General features: G+C 62.5%; 15 protein-coding genes. 7 read left to right on the plus strand and 8 right to left on the minus strand.

The window, feature by feature from the left end; translation table 11 throughout:
- The first annotated feature begins 32 nt into the window (after positions 1-32).
- The gene (locus QM596_RS05070) at positions 33-2,393 is read left to right on the plus strand and encodes an ATP-binding cassette domain-containing protein (RefSeq protein WP_283308302.1); all 2,361 of its coding nucleotides are present in this window, start codon (positions 33-35) and stop codon (positions 2,391-2,393) included.
- Between the two features lie 13 nt (positions 2,394-2,406).
- Here QM596_RS05070 and QM596_RS05075 read toward each other — a convergent pair whose 3' ends face one another.
- The 6 genes from QM596_RS05075 to QM596_RS05100 all read right to left on the minus strand — a co-directional run bounded on the left by QM596_RS05075 (position 2,407) and on the right by QM596_RS05100 (position 7,898).
- Positions 2,407-3,396, minus strand: a complete 990-nt coding sequence (locus tag QM596_RS05075) for a peptidase associated/transthyretin-like domain-containing protein (protein ID WP_060938025.1) — start codon at positions 3,394-3,396, stop codon at positions 2,407-2,409.
- A 66-nt stretch (positions 3,397-3,462) separates the two neighbouring features.
- Positions 3,463-4,389 carry a PaaI family thioesterase gene (locus QM596_RS05080; RefSeq protein WP_134999054.1) on the minus strand — a complete coding sequence of 309 codons (927 nt, stop codon included), beginning with the start codon at positions 4,387-4,389 and terminating at the stop codon, positions 3,463-3,465.
- A 44-nt stretch (positions 4,390-4,433) separates the two neighbouring features.
- Positions 4,434-5,216, minus strand: a complete 783-nt coding sequence (locus QM596_RS05085) for a pirin family protein (protein ID WP_283308303.1) — start codon at positions 5,214-5,216, stop codon at positions 4,434-4,436.
- Positions 5,217-5,330: 114 nt separating this feature from the next.
- Entirely contained in the window at positions 5,331-6,077 is a 747-nt protein-coding gene (locus QM596_RS05090) for a pirin family protein (RefSeq protein ID WP_166809176.1), read from the minus strand.
- 1 nt (position 6,078) lies between these two features.
- A complete protein-coding gene (locus QM596_RS05095) occupies positions 6,079-7,044 on the minus strand; it encodes a pirin family protein (RefSeq protein ID WP_095968576.1) in 966 nt (321 codons plus the stop codon).
- A 131-nt stretch (positions 7,045-7,175) separates the two neighbouring features.
- On the minus strand, positions 7,176-7,898 hold the full coding sequence (locus QM596_RS05100) for an IclR family transcriptional regulator (RefSeq protein WP_095968577.1): 723 nt from the start codon (positions 7,896-7,898) through the stop codon (positions 7,176-7,178).
- 138 nt (positions 7,899-8,036) lie between these two features.
- On the opposite strand from QM596_RS05100, the gene QM596_RS05105 reads away from it, so the two are divergent.
- The 6 genes from QM596_RS05105 (at position 8,037) to QM596_RS05130 (ending at position 13,507) form a co-directional block, all read left to right on the plus strand.
- Positions 8,037-8,486 carry a nuclear transport factor 2 family protein gene (locus QM596_RS05105; protein ID WP_124567758.1) on the plus strand — a complete coding sequence of 150 codons (450 nt, stop codon included), beginning with the start codon at positions 8,037-8,039 and terminating at the stop codon, positions 8,484-8,486.
- A 49-nt stretch (positions 8,487-8,535) separates the two neighbouring features.
- Positions 8,536-9,372, plus strand: coding sequence for an SDR family NAD(P)-dependent oxidoreductase (locus tag QM596_RS05110; RefSeq protein ID WP_007731420.1), 837 nt, complete (start codon positions 8,536-8,538; stop codon positions 9,370-9,372).
- Positions 9,365-10,147, plus strand: a complete 783-nt coding sequence (locus QM596_RS05115) for an SDR family NAD(P)-dependent oxidoreductase (protein ID WP_124567757.1) — start codon at positions 9,365-9,367, stop codon at positions 10,145-10,147. Before QM596_RS05110 ends, QM596_RS05115 begins: the two co-directional genes overlap by 8 nt.
- Positions 10,144-11,601, plus strand: a complete 1,458-nt coding sequence (locus QM596_RS05120) for an FAD-dependent oxidoreductase (protein ID WP_080909574.1) — start codon at positions 10,144-10,146, stop codon at positions 11,599-11,601. Before QM596_RS05115 ends, QM596_RS05120 begins: the two co-directional genes overlap by 4 nt.
- Before the next feature lie 76 nt (positions 11,602-11,677).
- Positions 11,678-12,991, plus strand: coding sequence for an MFS transporter (locus QM596_RS05125; RefSeq protein ID WP_007731424.1), 1,314 nt, complete (start codon positions 11,678-11,680; stop codon positions 12,989-12,991).
- Positions 12,992-13,018: 27 nt separating this feature from the next.
- Positions 13,019-13,507, plus strand: coding sequence for a nuclear transport factor 2 family protein (locus QM596_RS05130; RefSeq protein ID WP_283308307.1), 489 nt, complete (start codon positions 13,019-13,021; stop codon positions 13,505-13,507).
- Positions 13,508-13,576: 69 nt separating this feature from the next.
- On the opposite strand, the gene QM596_RS05135 is transcribed toward QM596_RS05130, so the two are convergent.
- Positions 13,577-15,217, minus strand: a complete 1,641-nt coding sequence (locus tag QM596_RS05135) for an ABC-F family ATP-binding cassette domain-containing protein (RefSeq protein WP_283308308.1) — start codon at positions 15,215-15,217, stop codon at positions 13,577-13,579.
- A 208-nt stretch (positions 15,218-15,425) separates the two neighbouring features.
- Positions 15,426-15,983 carry a TetR/AcrR family transcriptional regulator gene (locus QM596_RS05140; RefSeq protein WP_003940110.1) on the minus strand — a complete coding sequence of 186 codons (558 nt, stop codon included), beginning with the start codon at positions 15,981-15,983 and terminating at the stop codon, positions 15,426-15,428.
- Positions 15,984-16,032 lie beyond the last annotated feature (49 nt).

Here is a 16,032-nt window from a genome sequence, read left to right on the forward strand (position 1 = left end):
CCGTCGGCGATCGACTGACAGATGGAGACACGATGACTGCCCTGCACACTGCAGACAGCCACGATTTGATCCGCGTGCAAGGCGCGCGGGTGAACAATCTCGAAGACATCAGCGTCGAGATCCCGAAGCGGAGGCTGACGGTATTCACCGGCGTCTCCGGTTCGGGAAAGAGCTCGCTGGTGTTCAGTACGATCGCCGCGGAATCGCAGCGGATGATCAACGAGACCTACAGCGCTTTCGTTCAAGGATTCATGCCGACGCTCGCGCGGCCGGACGTCGATGTTCTCGACGGCCTGACCACCGCGATCATCGTCGATCAACAGCGGATGGGCGTCGACCCGCGCTCGACAGTCGGAACCGCCACCGACGCCAACGCGATGCTCCGTATCTTGTTCAGCCGTCTCGGAAAGCCTCACATCGGTTCGCCTCAGGCGTTTTCGTTCAACGTGGCCTCGATCTCCGGAGCAGGCGCGGTCACGATGGAACGCGGCGGACGTCAGACGAAAGAGCGTCGTAGCTTCAAGATCACCGGCGGCATGTGTCCGCGATGTGAGGGACGAGGGGCGGTCAACGATTTCGATCTGACCGCGTTGTACGACGACACCAAGTCGCTCAACGAGAGTGCGATCACGGTCCCCGGCTACAGCATGGAGGGTTGGTACGGCCGGATCTACCGCGGCTGCGGTTTCTTCGATCCCGACAAGCCGATCAAGAAGTACACCAAGAAGGAACTGAACGATCTGCTCTACAAAGAGCCGACCAAGATCAAGGTCGAAGGCATCAACCTGACGTACACGGGTCTGATTCCGCAGATTCAGAAGTCGTTCCTCGCCAAGGACGTCGACGCGATGCAGCCCCACATCCGGGCATTCGTCGAGCGGGCGATCACGTTCACCACCTGCCCTGAATGTGACGGGACGCGTTTGAGCGAGGGCGCGCGGTCGTCGAAGATCAAGGGCGTCAACATCGCCGACGCCTGCTCGATGCAGATCAGCGATCTCGCGGAATGGGTCAGCGGTCTGAAGGAACCATCGGTCGCGCCTTTGCTCACGACGCTCGGCGAAACGCTCGACTCCTTCGTGGAGATCGGACTCGGCTACCTCAGTCTCGACCGTCCGTCGGGAACGCTGTCCGGTGGTGAAGCTCAGCGCACCAAGATGATTCGGCACCTGGGTTCCTCGCTCACCGACATCACGTATGTATTCGACGAGCCCACTACCGGCCTGCATCCGCACGACATCGCGAGGATGAACGATCTTCTGCTGCGCCTGCGGGACAAGGGCAACACCGTGCTCGTTGTCGAGCACAAGCCGGAGACGATCGTGATCGCCGATCACATCGTCGACCTCGGGCCAGGCGCGGGTAGCGCCGGTGGAAACGTCTGCTTCGAGGGCACAGTCGATGGCTTGCGAGCCAGCGATACGGTCACCGGGCGTCACTTCGACGACCGGGCCGCCCTCAAGGAGACCGTGCGGGAGTCCACCGGAGCAATCGAGATTCGTGGAGCGAACTCACACAACCTCCAAGATGTAGATGTCGACGTACCGCTCGGTGTACTGGTCGTGGTGACTGGTGTGGCCGGATCGGGTAAGAGTTCGCTGATCCACGGCTCGCTCGCGAAACGCGAGGACGTGGTGTCGGTCGATCAGAGTGCGATCCGCGGCTCGCGTCGGAGCAACCCGGCAACGTATACCGGGCTGCTCGACCCGATCCGCAAGGCATTCGCGAAGGCCAACGGCGTGAAGCCGGCGCTCTTCAGTGCCAACTCCGAAGGCGCCTGCCCGACGTGCAACGGCAACGGCGTCATCTACAGCGACCTGGCGATGATGGCCGGCGTTGCCACTCTCTGCGAGGAGTGCGAAGGCAAGCGCTTCCAGGCGGAAGTTCTCGAATACAAATTCGGTGGCAAGGACATCAACGAGGTTCTCACGATGTCGGTGGCCGAGGCCGAGGAGTTCTTCGGCGACGGTGAGGCGAAGACGCTCGCTGCGCACAAGATCCTCGCCCGACTGGTCGACGTGGGGCTCGGGTACCTCACGATCGGCCAGCCGTTGACGACGCTGTCGGGCGGTGAGCGTCAGCGCATCAAGCTGGCGACGCACCTCGGCGAGAAGGGTGGCGTGTACGTCCTCGACGAGCCGACCACCGGACTGCACCTGGCCGACGTCGAGCAGTTGCTCGGCCTGCTCGATCGACTCGTCGATTCCGGTAAGTCCGTCATCGTCATCGAGCACCACCAGGCCGTGATGGCGCACGCCGACTGGATCATCGACCTCGGCCCTGGAGCCGGTCACGACGGCGGTCGGATCGTCTTCGAAGGCACTCCCGAGGAGCTCGTCGCCGACGGCTCCACCCTCACCGGAAAGCACCTCGCGGCATACGTCGGCGGCTGACCTGGCTCCTACCTCAGGCGTCGATACCCAGGTTGATGACGGCGAGGTAGGAACCGTCCGACTGCTTCTCGACGGTCATGAGGCCGGTGTCGTCGTAGATACCGTCACTGGCGTTGTTCGTGTTGTTCTCACGACCGGTGTGCTCGCTGTACGGGGACTGCGAGTACACCTCGTCGAGAAGGGTCTCGTCGAAGAAGGTCTGCGACGTGAGGACCGTCTTCTTGTCGATGTGCACCTTGACGTGAATGTGGGTGGTGCGGCCCATGTACCAGCCGGGAAAGATCGTGGTGAACTGCGCGATGCCGTTTGCATCGGTGGTCTGGGCGCCGCGCAGGTAGGTGCCGTCGTCGGTGGTGGTGGCTTCGGTGTCGCCGACGCTGTACGAACCGTCGGAGGTCTCTCCGGAACCGCCCATACCGCCGCCCATTCCTCCGGGTGCGCCTGACGGAGGTTCGCCCATTCCACCTCCGGGTGCACCTGACGGAGGTTCACCCATCCCGCCGGCCGGGGGAGTTCCGCCGCCGCCACCGCCGCCGCCGTTGGCGCTCAGCGAACCGGATTCGAAGCCGGAGTACACGCCGCCGGCGTCGCAGTGCCAGATCTCGACGACGGCGTTGGAGACCGCGCCGATGCTGCCGTCGACGTTGCACTGGCTGTTGTCCTGCACGCGCATTGCCACCTGCAGTGTGGTGCCCGGACGGTCTTCGCGGATGTCGCCGCGAATGGAGTCGACGTCGAACCAGTAGGGGCCCTGTGTCTCTTCCTTGCTCATGACGCACTGCGGTGCTTTGGCCAGAAGTGCGGTGACGGCATCGCCGGACGTGGCCGCTGCGGAAGCGCCGGAAGTGGTTGTCGCCGATGCAGCCGCGGCCGAAGTCGTCGTGGCGGTGCCACTGTTACCGGAACAGGCTGCGATGAGCCCGCCGAGACTGATGGTTCCGCCGAGAGCGAGGGCCCGTCGACGGCTCACGCGTAGCCTGCTCGCTTCGATGTCTTTGTTCACGCCGCTGTACCTCCATTGTGTGGGCTGTTGTCTCAATGGTGGACGGGCGACCTGGTGCGGAACTGGTTATCCGCTGTGAACTTGCTGGGAGAGCATCTGGATGCTCGAGGTGGCCCGTACGTAGACCTGCCCGCCGGCGTCGACGATGCGAGTTTCGATCAGCGCGAGCCTGCGCCCGGCGCGAATCACGGAGGCTTCGGCGCGCAAGACCGGCCCACCGATGTCGGGTGATCGCAGGAAGTCGATCTTGTGGTCGAGGACGCGATAGTCCTGATCGGCGCTGGTCAGGGTCTGTGCTGCCAGTCCCGTAACGGCGTCGACTGCCGAGATGAGGACACCACCCTGCACGGCGCCCAGCGGGTTGGCCATCCAGGCCACGGGTGAGAACTCACCGACGACGGAACCTGGCGTCACGTCGACGACAGCAAGATCGAGTAGCCCGGCGAGCGGTCCGCGTTCGAGTTTGCCGCCTCGGATACCTTCGACGACGTCGGACCCCGACAACCCACTCAGGTTGCTCGTTTTCTCCGGCGTCGGGACCGGTAGCGGCGCACCGTCCACGTAGTCGTCGATTCCGACGACGGGTGGACGCGAGACCACCATTGCGCGGCCGGCCATCACGGCCAGGAGGGTACCGTTCTCGTCGCGAAGTTGACCGGACGCGAGCCCGACGCCGTCGTCGAGATGCACGAGCGTGCCGGTGGCGCCGACGTCTGCGAGAGCGGGAATGTCGGCGCCCGCGCTGACCGTGACCTGCGCGAGCACGGATTGATGGCCCGAGGTCAGCCCCGAGTACACCGCGCCGCCCATGGCACCGTCGATCATGACGCCGATGGAACCGAGCACCGTCTTGCCACGGTGATCGTGGAAGCGCGGGCCGACTGCCTGCGCGAAGGCCAAGTCGCCAGGCACGACCGATACGGCGCGCACACCCATCAAGGTGTTGAGGGGGTCAAGTTGCGTGACGGGTGCGGCGGAGTTGTCGATGCTCATCCGTCGAGTATCTCCAGCGCACCCAGTCCTGCCGAGACCGGGTCTCAACCACCGATACGTGAATGCATCTCCCAGACGAGGACTTCCGCCCCGGCGTCGGAGGTCAGTTGCTGCCCACCCGAATCGCTCAACCGGACGGCATCACCCTCGTACAGTGTGCCGACGCACTCCATCTCGGCAGTGCCCTGCGCAACGAAGACGTGCAGGAACGGTGCGCTGGGAAGATTCACGGAGGTGCCGGGCAGAATCCGCGCGACGTGCATGGCAGCGTTCTTGTTGTTGATGCGAATCGCCGAATGATCCTTGTAACGGTCCATTCCGGAGGCGACCGGGATCAGACCGCCGCGCAGCAGTTCGTCGTCGATCTCGAGTTGCTCGTACCCGGGTGTGAGTCCGCCTTCGTCCGGTACCACCCACATTTGCACGAAATGTACGGGGTCGGAATGCTGTTCGCCGCCGAGGCGCCACGAATCGTTCTTCTCGCTGTGCATGATTCCGGTGCCGGCACTCATACGCTGGGCGAGTCCGGGATAGATGACGCCGCTGTGGCCGATGGAGTCCTGGTGCACGAGTGAACCGCGAAGCACCCACGTCACGATTTCCATGTCCTTGTGGGGGTGGGTGTCGAAGCCGGTACCCGCCAGAACGGTGTCGTCGTTGTTCACGAGCAGCAGTCCGTGATGGGTGTTGTCCGGATCGTAGTGCTGTCCGAACGAGAACGAATGCTTCGAATCCAGCCAGGAGACGCGGGATTTCAAGCGATCACCGGAGCGGTGCACATCGATGTGCGGTGTCGTCCGTGGGGCCTGTGCTCGACCAGATGCCATGGCTCCTCCTTCTGTGCCACCGGGATCCACCACTGCCGGATCCACCACTACCGGCATCCACCCTACGACGAACCTGCTGTGTAGTCCGAGCATTGGGCGTACTCGGTGGTGTCGTCAGTTCGCCGACGCGTGCATCTCCCACACGAGTATCTCGGCATCGTCGATTCCCTGGACGAGGTGACCTCCAGTATCCTTGAGTCGCAACGAATCTCCCGCTCCGAGTAGTCCGACTCCCTCGACGTCGACGGTGCCGCTGGCAACGAACCCGTGCACGTACGGTGCGTCCGGTAGGAATACCGACCCGCCGGTCTCGAGGCGTGCAACATGAAGTGCCGCATGTTTGTTGTGCAGACTGATCGCGCTGTGATCGCGATGCGCGGGCATCCCCGACGCCAAGGTGATCAGGCCGCCACCGTCGAGTTCGGAATTGATGTCGAGTTCCTGATAACTCGGAGTGACTCCGGATTCGTCCGGCGGAATCCACATCTGGACGAGGTGAACGGGTTCGGTGACACGGGAGCCATCGGCCCGCCAGCGATCGTTGCGCTCGGAGTGCAGGATTCCGGAGCCGGCGCTCATTCTCTGTGCGAGGCCCCGATGGATGACACCGGAGTGCCCGGCGGAATCCTGGTGAACCAGCGATCCGCTGAGCACCCACGTCACGATCTCGGTGTCGCGGTGCTGATGGGTGTCGAAACCGGAGTCGGCTTCGATGATGTCGTCGTTGTTCACCAACAGAAGTCCGTGCGCGTACGCGGCGTGATCGAAGTTTCCCGCGAAGGGGAAACTGTGACGCGCCGTGAGCCAGCCGTAGTCGAGGTGCCTACGTTCGTCCGCTCGTTGGACGACCGTCGACGACATGTCAGCTCAGCTTCTCGTGTGCTGCCGGGATGGATCCTAGGCGTCCGGCCTGGAAGTCCTCGAAAGCCTGCATGACCTCGGACTTGGTGTTCATGACGAACGGTCCGGCCATGGCGATCGGCTCGCGGATCGGCTTGCCGCCGAGGATGAAGACCTCGAGGGATTCGGTCCGTGAATCCTGGCGATCGGAAGCGGCGACGGTGATGGAGTCACCGCGTCCGAAGACAGCCGTCTGCCCGGTTCGAATGGGTCGACGCTCGGCTCCGACCGTTCCTTCGCCGGCGAGCACGTAGACGATGGCGTTGAACTCGGGGTTCCAGGGAAGAGTCAGGCTCGCACCCGGGGCGACAGTGGTGTGGGAGAGCGCGATGGGCGTGTAGGTCGATCCGGGTCCGGCGTGGCCGGCGATGTCTCCGGCGATGACGCGTACCAGGGCTCCGCCGTCCGACGAGGAAAGCAGGGCCACCTTGTTGCCGGTGATGTCCTGGTACCGCGGCGCTGCCATCTTGTTGTCGCGGGGCAGGTTGACCCACAGTTGGACGCCGTGGAACAGGCCGCCGCTGACGACGAGGTGCTCCGGCGGAGTTTCGATGTGGAGGATGCCGCCGCCGGCGGTCATCCACTGGGTGTCGCCGCCGCCGATCACACCGCCGCCGCCGTTGGAGTCCTGGTGCTCCATGATGCCGTCGATCATGTACGTGACGGTTTCGAAGCCGCGGTGCGGGTGCCACGGAGTGCCCTTGGGCTCTCCGGGTGCGTAGTTGACTTCACCCATCTGGTCCATGTGGATGAAGGGATCGAGAGCGGAGAGGTCGATGCCCGCGAAGGCGCGGTGAACGGGAAAGCCTTCACCTTCGTATCCGACCGGTGCGGTGGTGATGCTCTTGACGGGGCGGTCGACTGCTGACTCTGCCGGCTCGTCGAGGCGGGGCAGGGCCAAGATGTTCTCGACTGTCACAGCAGGCATGTCGTACTCCTTGTATCCGTGAAGCTGATGTCAGGTAGTTGATTGTTCAACTATCTCATCAGGAGTCAACAAAGTCGAGCCCCGGGTATTCCCGGGGCTCGACTGGTGTTCGGATCAGCCTGTTGTCTGAATCAGCGCAACATGCTGCCTAGGGTCTTTGCAGCTGCCATGACCTCGGCGCCCAGCGCTGCTTGGTCCTCGGAGTCGAAGACGGAAATTCCGAGGCTGGAGATGGCGTCGCGGCGTCGGCCGGGGATCACTGCCGAGATTCCCAGGACGGACGGGATGACTTCGCCGACGGTCACTGCGTAGCCGCGTGCGCGTGCGGCCGCAACTTCCTCTCGTTCCCCGCTCGTCGGCGGGAGTGAAGCAAGGATGGAAAGCCCGGCGGAGCCGCGGTCGATCGGATCGACCTGCCCTGGATGAAACGCGACGTGAACCTTGGCGCTGCGCGGCTCGACCACCATCAGCGCGCGCACTTCGGTGGCGCTCTCGCGGACCACCAGGTGCGCGGTCGCCTCGGTGGCCTCGGCGAGTTCTTGAAGTATCGGGCGTGCGAGAGTGCGCAAATCCTGTTCCACCGGTTCGGCGAGGGTGACCAGGCCGGCGCCGAGAGTGACTCGCTTGAAGGAGTCCTTGCGACACAGGTGATGTGCCTCGAGTGTTCGAATCAACCGATGGGCGACGGTTCGGTGGACTCCCACTCCGTCGGCGATGTCGGTGACCGAAAGGCCATGCGGATAGGACGTCAGGAGTTCCAAGATCTCGAGTCCGTGGTGCAGCGTTTTCGACATGCTGGAGTCCACTTGAACTGCACTTTTGCGCGGTCGGTGTTCCTCGCTCAGCTCTGACATCAAATCCCTTTCTTGACGTTTGTGAGGTATGCCACCTACGCTTTGAGCATATCGCACAGTGTGTGCGATTATCGCACACTTTACGGAGCTGCACAACCTTCGGGCAGATGCAGCGCAGCGTGTTCGGAGAGAACCTTCATGAGCAACTACCGCGTCGTGGCAACGGAGGACGTTGTCGCAATCCACCAGCTGTACGGCCATCAGAGTCATTGCATAGACTCTGGGCGCCACCAGGATTGGGCGCAGACATTCACCGACAACGGTGAATTTCATTCCCCCAGTTATCCGGAACCCGTGGTCGGTTTCGACGACCTTGCAGCGTTCGCTGCTCGCTTCTACGCTGCGGCGGAAGCCGTCGACGAGGTGCATCGGCATGTTGTGACGAACGTCGTCGTCGAAGCGGTGGGCGACAGTGCCCTCGCAGTGAACGGGTACCTGCAGATCGTTGCCACAGCGCGCGGCGGCGAGTCGCGACTGGTGCGGATGACGACTGTTGCTGATCGCATGGTTCAGGTCGGTGAGGAATGGAAGATCGCCCGCCGCACCGTCTCCCGAGACGACGCACCTCGAGTGTCCGAACAAGGCTGAAGTACCGAAAAGTTTCTTGCACAACAATATTCAGTAGGAGAAGTACATCATGACCGAAAGCTCTGACCAGACGAACCCGGGCCGTACCGTTGTGACGCAGATGTCGGCGGTGTACCCGGAGTTGGCAGGCAAGGTCGCAGTGGTGACCGGCGCGGCCCAGGGTATGGGTGCGACGTTCGCCGAAGGACTGGCAACACGCGGCGTACACGTCGTCGGCGCTGACATCAACGAAGAGCAGATGCTCGCCACGGCCGCACGAATCAACACGGACCTGGAATCGAATGCACTGGCGGACAAGCCGGGTCGCGTCGTCGGAGCTCGGGTCGACGTCACCAAACCGGACGAGCACGAACTGCTTGCCCAGTTGGCGTTGAAGGAGTTCGGCCGGGTCGATTTCTGGATCAACAATGCGGGTATCTTCCCGTTCGCGCTGGCCGAGGAGATCACCCCGGAGCAGATCGGCGCAACGCTGAGTGTCAACGTCGAAGGAGTGCTCTACGGCGCTCAGGCGGCGGCGCGCCACCTCGGTCCCGGCGGCGCCATCGTCAACATGTCCTCGGTATCTGCACTGCGGGTGCGGAAGGGGAGAGGCGCATACTGCACGTCGAAAGCCGCCGTCGCGCACCTCACGGAGTCTCTCGCAGTGGAGTTCGGCGACAAGGGTATTCGGGTGAACTCCATCGCGCCCGGCTACATCGACACGGCGATGACGAAGTGGGTCCAGGAAGATCCGATCGCACTCGCGAACGCACTCGACGCGGTGCCGCTGCATCGTCTGGGCTCGCCCGAAGAGGTCTTCGGACCGCTGCTGTTCCTGCTCTCGGACAGCGCGCGTTACGTCACCGGGCACAGCATTGCGGTCGACGGTGGTTCGCGGCATGTCTGAGTCCATGACATACCCCGGCGTCGTTCTCGTCACCGGCGGTGCTGCCGGGATGGGAGCGCACCACGCACGGACCCTCGCGGCCCGTGGTTCGCACGTCTGCATTGCCGATGTTTCCGATTCATCCGGCGTGGTCGACGACATCGTCTCGGCCGGTGGATCAGCTTCGGCTCATCTCCTCGACGTCACCGATGCCGAAGCTTGGGTCCGGGTCGTCGACGAAATTCGCACTACTCGTGGAGAACTCGGCGGACTGGTCAACAATGCCGGCATCTCGCGGCGGCTCGAATTCATGGACACCCCGAACGACATCTGGGAACTGACCATGAAGATCAACCTCTTCGGCCCGTTCTACGGTATGAAGGCGGTGGCACCGCTGATGCGTGAGAGTGGCGGTGGATCGATCGTCAACATCTCGTCCATTGCCGGTCAGATCGGATACTTTTCTCCGGCTTACTCGTCGAGCAAGTGGGGGCTGACCGGTCTGTCGAAGTCGGCCGCAGGCAATTTCGCGCAGTGGGGGATTCGCGTCAACTCTGTGCACCCGGGACTGGTCGGCACAGCGCTGCTCGGCGGCGCAAACGACTTCGTCGCCGCATCGCTGAAGTCGGTTCCCTTTGGGCGCATGGGAACTCTCGACGAGATCACCGAAGCAGTGCTGTTCCTGCTCTCGAACAGTTCGACCTACACCACCGGTACGGAACTCACTGTCGACGGCGGGTTGGTGTCGAACGGTCTTTACCACCGCATCATCGCGGAGACTGGAGAACTTTCATGACCGAGCACTGGGACGTCGTTGTCATCGGCGGCGGCGGAGCAGGCCTCGCCGCTGCGGTGTCCGCAGCTGAAGAAGGCGCATCCGTTCTGCTGTTCGAGTCCGAAACCGAACTCGGTGGATCCACTGCGCTGTCGGCCGGAATCTTCACGGCCGCCGGAACAAGCGTGCAGGCCGGCCTCGGCGTCGACGACTCGGCGGAGAAGTTCTTCCAGCACTACATGGACCTCAACCAGTGGATGCTCTCACCCGGGCTGATTCGTGCGTTCTGCGAAAACGCCGGTCCGACACTGGAATGGCTCATCGGACTTGGCGTCGAAATTCCGGCGGCAATCTCGGGTAACGCTCACCAACCGGGACTCGCCCAGGCCGGCGTCGAGGACGTCTGGCGCGGCCATGTGCCCAAGGATCAGGGATACGGACTGATTCAGGTGCTGGACAAGGCTCGTCGTAAGCACGGGATCGAGGTCATCTTCGGAACACGGGTGCAGAAGCTGATCGAGGAAGACGGTCGGGTTGTCGGTGTTGTCGCCGACGACATCGAGGTACGTGCGGGCGCCGTCGTTGTTGCTTCCGGTGGATTCGCGCAAGATCCGGGCTTGGTGGCGCGCCACTTCCCGGACGCGAACAAGGCCGGAGACGCCTTGTTCGTCGTCGCAGCCGAGGGGAGTCGCGGAGACCATCTTCGTTTTGCCGAGGACCTCGGTGCTTCCGTGGCGGGCGACGGCTGGGGTCTGATGCTGCCCACGGTCTACTTCCAGCGATTCCATCACTGGCAGGCCGGTTTTCCGCCGAAGTCGCGGATCTACGTCAACCAGGACGGCCGTCGATTCATGGACGAGGACAGCTCGTACGCCGTCTCGACCGGCATCATCGACCATCAGGGTGGATACGGTTGGATGATCTTCGACGAGAACGCTCGCGTGAATCTGGCTCCGGGATATGCGGATTGGAATCCCGAACGCATCGAGGAAGAAGTTGCCGCCGGTGGCACGATTCGCGCGGATACGATCGAAGACCTCGCAGTGGCTACGGGTGTTCCGGTTGCGACATTGACGCAAACCCTGCGTCGGTGGAACGAGCAATTGCCCAGCGGTCACGACGACGACTTCCTCCGTCATCGCACGCTGCGAAACAAGGGTGCCGTCGGCAACCCGGATCCTATTGCGACAGCACCGTTCTATGCCGCGAAAATCCTTCCGGCAGAGCTCGTATGCACGCATGCGGGAATGGAAATCAACACCGATGCGGCCGTGCTCGGCAGCACCGGAGTACCTATCGAGGGTCTGTACGCGGCCGGTGAGGCCGGCGCCGGAATCCTCGGACTGAGATACGTGGGCGGCGGCAATGCAGTTGCCAACGCTTTGACCATGGGCCGCGTAGCGGGACGTAATGCGGCGAATTACACCAGGACCAGCGCTGAGCGCGCACCGGTCCATTCCATCGCGCACTCCTGACGTCCGACGTCTGCGCGGCACCGAATCCAGTCAGTATCCAATCCAGGCAGGGAACAACATGTCAGAGAATGAGACCATGGCGAGAGCCGAATCCACCGAGGGCAGCAGCGTGGCAACCGAACGACAGTCGACGACGAAGGTAATTCGCGCGGCCATCGTCGGTACCGTCGTCGAGTACTACGACTTCGGTATCTACGGATACATGGCCACGACAATCGCCGCGCTGTTCTTCGTTTCCCACGACCCGAACGCAGCACTGCTCGGTACCTTTGCAGCATTTGCCGTGGCCTTCTTTCTACGCGTGCCCGGCGGAATCTTCTTCGGCCACATCGGCGACAAGTACGGCCGCAAGAATGCTCTCTCCTGGACCATCCTTCTGATGGTTCTGGCGACAGCCGGAATGGGCTTGCTGCCGACGTACGCCACGTTGGGTGTGTGGGCCACGTCCATCCTCGTTCTGGCTCGTTGCCTGCAGGGCTTCGCGGCCGGCGGTGAACTCGGCGGTGCCAACGCGTTTGTCTCCGAGTCCGCTCCCAAGCGGTGGCGTGCGACGCAGACCTCGATGGTCAATACCGGCACCTACCTGGGTTCGCTGGCTGCTTCGCTCATGGCCCTCGGCCTGACGTCGGTATTCTCGCAAGAGCAGATCCTCGAATGGGCTTGGCGTATCCCGTTCCTGCTCAGCCTGCTGATCGGTGGCATCGGTATCTGGATCCGTAGCCAGATGGAAGACACTCCTCAGTTCGAGGAACTGCAGGACAAGGGTGAGACCAAGAAGCTTCCCATCCGTGAGCTGCTCAGCACCTCCGGTGGCAGCGTCGTCAAGATCATCCTGCTGGGCGCACTCATCACCGGTGGCTACTACATCGCCTCGGTGTATGCCGCAACGTACCTGCAGACCACCGGCGGTCACTCGTCGCGCGTTGCCTTCCTTTCCACTTCTCTTGCGCTGGTTCTCGGCGTCATCACGTTGCCGATCTCGGGATACATGGCAGACAAGTACGGGCGTCGGCCGGTGCTGTTCGCCGGTAGTGCCGCCGCAGTGGTTCTCGGAATCCCGATGTTCATGATGATGGCCGGTTCTGGTATCTGGCAGGCGGTTGTCGGTCAGTCGGTGCTCTTCATCTGCGTTTCCGTTGTCAACGGTGCTTCGTACGTGACCTATGTCGAAATGCTGAAAGCATCTGTTCGGTACAGCGGTCTGGCCTTGGGTAACAACGTCACCAACATGTTCCTCGGTGGCACCGCGCCCTTCATCGCCACCTATCTCATCAGCTTGACCGGTAACTCTCTCGCCCCGGCCGGATACTTCGTGTTCTGTGCCGTGATCACCCTCGTCACGGTCTTCTTCATCAAGGAGACCAAGGGCGTTGAACTGCAGGTTGATTGATCACCTCGGGAGAACAGGAGACGGGCTGTGTCCCTCGCTGACAAGCAAGAAATCACCGAAGTTCTGTATCGCTACGCTCGGGCCGTCGATCGGAAAGATTTCGACAGCGTAGCTCTCTGCTACTTCGACGACGCGATAGACAACCACGGTGGTTACATCGGAACTGTCGACGGGCTCATCGAAGACATGAAGCTCAGGCACAAGACGATCGACTCGTCGATTCACTGCATCTCCAACGTACTGATCGACGTCAACGGCGATGTCGCTCAGTGCGAGTCGTACTGCTTGTGTTTCCTCCGTCAGGAGCGTTCCGGTACGGATTCGGTGCAGACGCTTGCCACGATCAAGTGCCGTTACGTCGACAGGTTCGAAAGGCGCCGTGGTGAGTGGCGAATCGCCGATCGCATCGTCGTGTTCGACGAATCTCGCGAAGACGTGATCGAGAACGTCTTGCCCACGGACTGGGTGACACAACGGCGATCGTTCGACGACCCGGTCTTTACCAGAACTCCCTGACCGGCCGCGCAGACGAAAGGCCTTCACACACATCGTGTGTGAAGGCCTTTCGTCTGTTCACTACTCGGATCAGCCCGCTGCCTCCGGTGCGGCGACCTCGGTCAAACGGCCGTCCGAGAGCCTCAGCCAGCGTTCGACCTTCACTTCGGCCAGGAATCTCTCGTCGTGGCTGACCACCACGAACGCCCCCTGGTACGCGTTCAGAGCGCTTTCGAGTTGCGCGACGCTCACCAAGTCGAGGTTGTTGGTCGGCTCGTCGAGAAGCAGAAGTTGCGGAGCCGGATCGGCGAAGAGAACGCACGCCAACGTAGCCCGCAATCGTTCACCGCCCGAGAGCGCAGCGACGGGTAGGTGAGCACCCGCACCCCGAAAGAGAAAGCGCGCCAGGATGTTCATGCGTTCCGGGGCCGGAAGGCCTGGAGCCGACAATGCAAAGTTCTCGGCGACGGTGCGTGCGGGGTCGAGTAGGTCGAGCCTCTGCGACAGATATGCCACCCGACCGTCGGCTCGTTTGACCTCACCGGAAGTCGGCGCAACATCCCCGTTGACGATGCGAAGTAGCGTCGACTTTCCGACGCCGTTCGGCCCGGTCAACGCGATACGCTCCGGTCCTCGAATGGCCAGGTCAATGCCGGGGTCGGCGAAGATCTCACGATCGCCGAACGCGAATTGCATTCGCTCACCAAGGAACACCATGCGTCCGGCGGGTACGTGAGTGCCTGGCAGTTCGAGCGAAATCGTCTGGTCGTCTCGAAGAGCGCGGCCCGCTCTGTCGAGTCGGTCCTTTGCCGCGTCGACCCGGGCGAGGTGTGTCTCGTTCGCCTTGCCGGCCGACTCCTGAGCATTGCGCTTCATGGTCCCCGCAAAGATCTTGGGCAAGCCCGCGTTCCCGAGATTGCGGGCAGCGTTACTTGCGCGTCGTGAAGCGCGTTCTCGGGCCTGCTGCAGTTCGCGCTTCTCGCGTTTGACGTCCTGCTCGGCGTTGCGGATGTTCTTCTCCGCCACTTCGCGAGCAGAGCGTGCCGCGGCTTCGTAGTCGGTGAAATTGCCACCGTAGAAGCTGATCTCGCCGCTGTGAAGTTCGGCGATGCGGTCCATGCGGTCGAGTAGTCCTCGATCGTGACTGACTACCAACAGACAACCATTCCAGTCGTCGAGAACGTCGTAAAGCCTGCGGCGCGCGTCCAGGTCGAGGTTGTTGGTGGGTTCGTCGAGGAGAAGGACATCGGGGCGTCGCAGGAGTTGAGCTGCCAGTCCGAGCGAGACGACCTGCCCGCCGCTCAGAGTGTCGAGGCGACGATCGAACGTCATGTCGGCCAAACCGAGTCGACCGAGTTGGGCACGCGTTCGTTCCTCGATATCCCAGTCGGACCCGATTGTCGTGAAGTGTTCTTCTCGTGTGTCCCCGGATTCGACGGCGTCCAACGCAGCGAGCGTCGGGGCGATGCCCAAGACCTCGGCAACGGTCAGATCGCCCGTCAGTGGCAGGTCCTGCGGAAGGTATCCGAGAATGCCGTCGACGGACACACTGCCGGCGCGTGGGCGGAGTTGACCGGCGATCAATCTGAGCAGAGTGCTTTTCCCGACGCCGTTCTGGGCAACCAGCCCGGTTCGGCCACCGGGCACGGTGAAGGACAATTCGTCGAAGACCGGAGTGTCGTCCGGCCAGGCAAAAGACAGATTCGAGCAAACGATGTAGGTATCGGACATGAATAGACCTCAGGTGTCGTGCGGGCGCGGCAACGCTGCTCCGCAAAAAGTCGGGTAAGTGAACGACAACATGGCCACTACGGCAGCGCTCCGAGGCGTCTGCCGGTGGCCGTCATGCCCGGTTTTATCCGGAGATGTCGAGTTCACCAACCATGTCTGATCCTTTTTGGTCTGTGTCGTTTCATCCGACGATAACAGGAGCCGGTATTTACATACGAGCAATACCGGCGCAGAGAAGTTCGACCAGTCTTCGGTACACCCGATCCGGGTCGGTGCCGGCCGGTTGACCCTCTACCGATTCGAGGATGCAGAAACCGTGCAGCGCGCTACGAAGAGACCACGCCGCCTGCTCCGAATCATCCGGGCTCAGACCGTATCCCGCGATCACCTTGTTGATGACGTCTACCACCTCGCCGACGGCGGAGACCAGATCGGGATGCGGAGCAGTGGGGTAGCGGTCGGTGATGGCGTAGAGCCCGGGGTGCACCCGGACGAAGGCACGCCATGCGTCTGCGAGCGCCATGACGGCGTCGTCGCGCGAGAGACCAACCGCGGCGGCACGCAGTTGTTCGGCGAGAAGGTTGCGTGCGAGGAGGCTGAGTTGATGGTGGACGTCGTCGACCCCGTCGACGTGTTTGTACAGGGCTGACTGCCGGACGTCGAGGGTCTCGGCGAGTTGACTCAGTACCAGAGCGTCGGCGCCTTTGCTGTCGACCAGGTCGGCTGCGGCAGCGATCACGCGTTCACGGGTAACCGGAGTTCTCATGCACGCATCTTCCCTGTATGACAGGCTTTGCGTCGGTGATATATTATCA

The sequence above is a fragment of the Rhodococcus sp. IEGM 1406 genome (assembly GCF_030056745.1).
In the GTDB taxonomy this organism is placed as follows: domain Bacteria; phylum Actinomycetota; class Actinomycetes; order Mycobacteriales; family Mycobacteriaceae; genus Rhodococcus_F; species Rhodococcus_F erythropolis.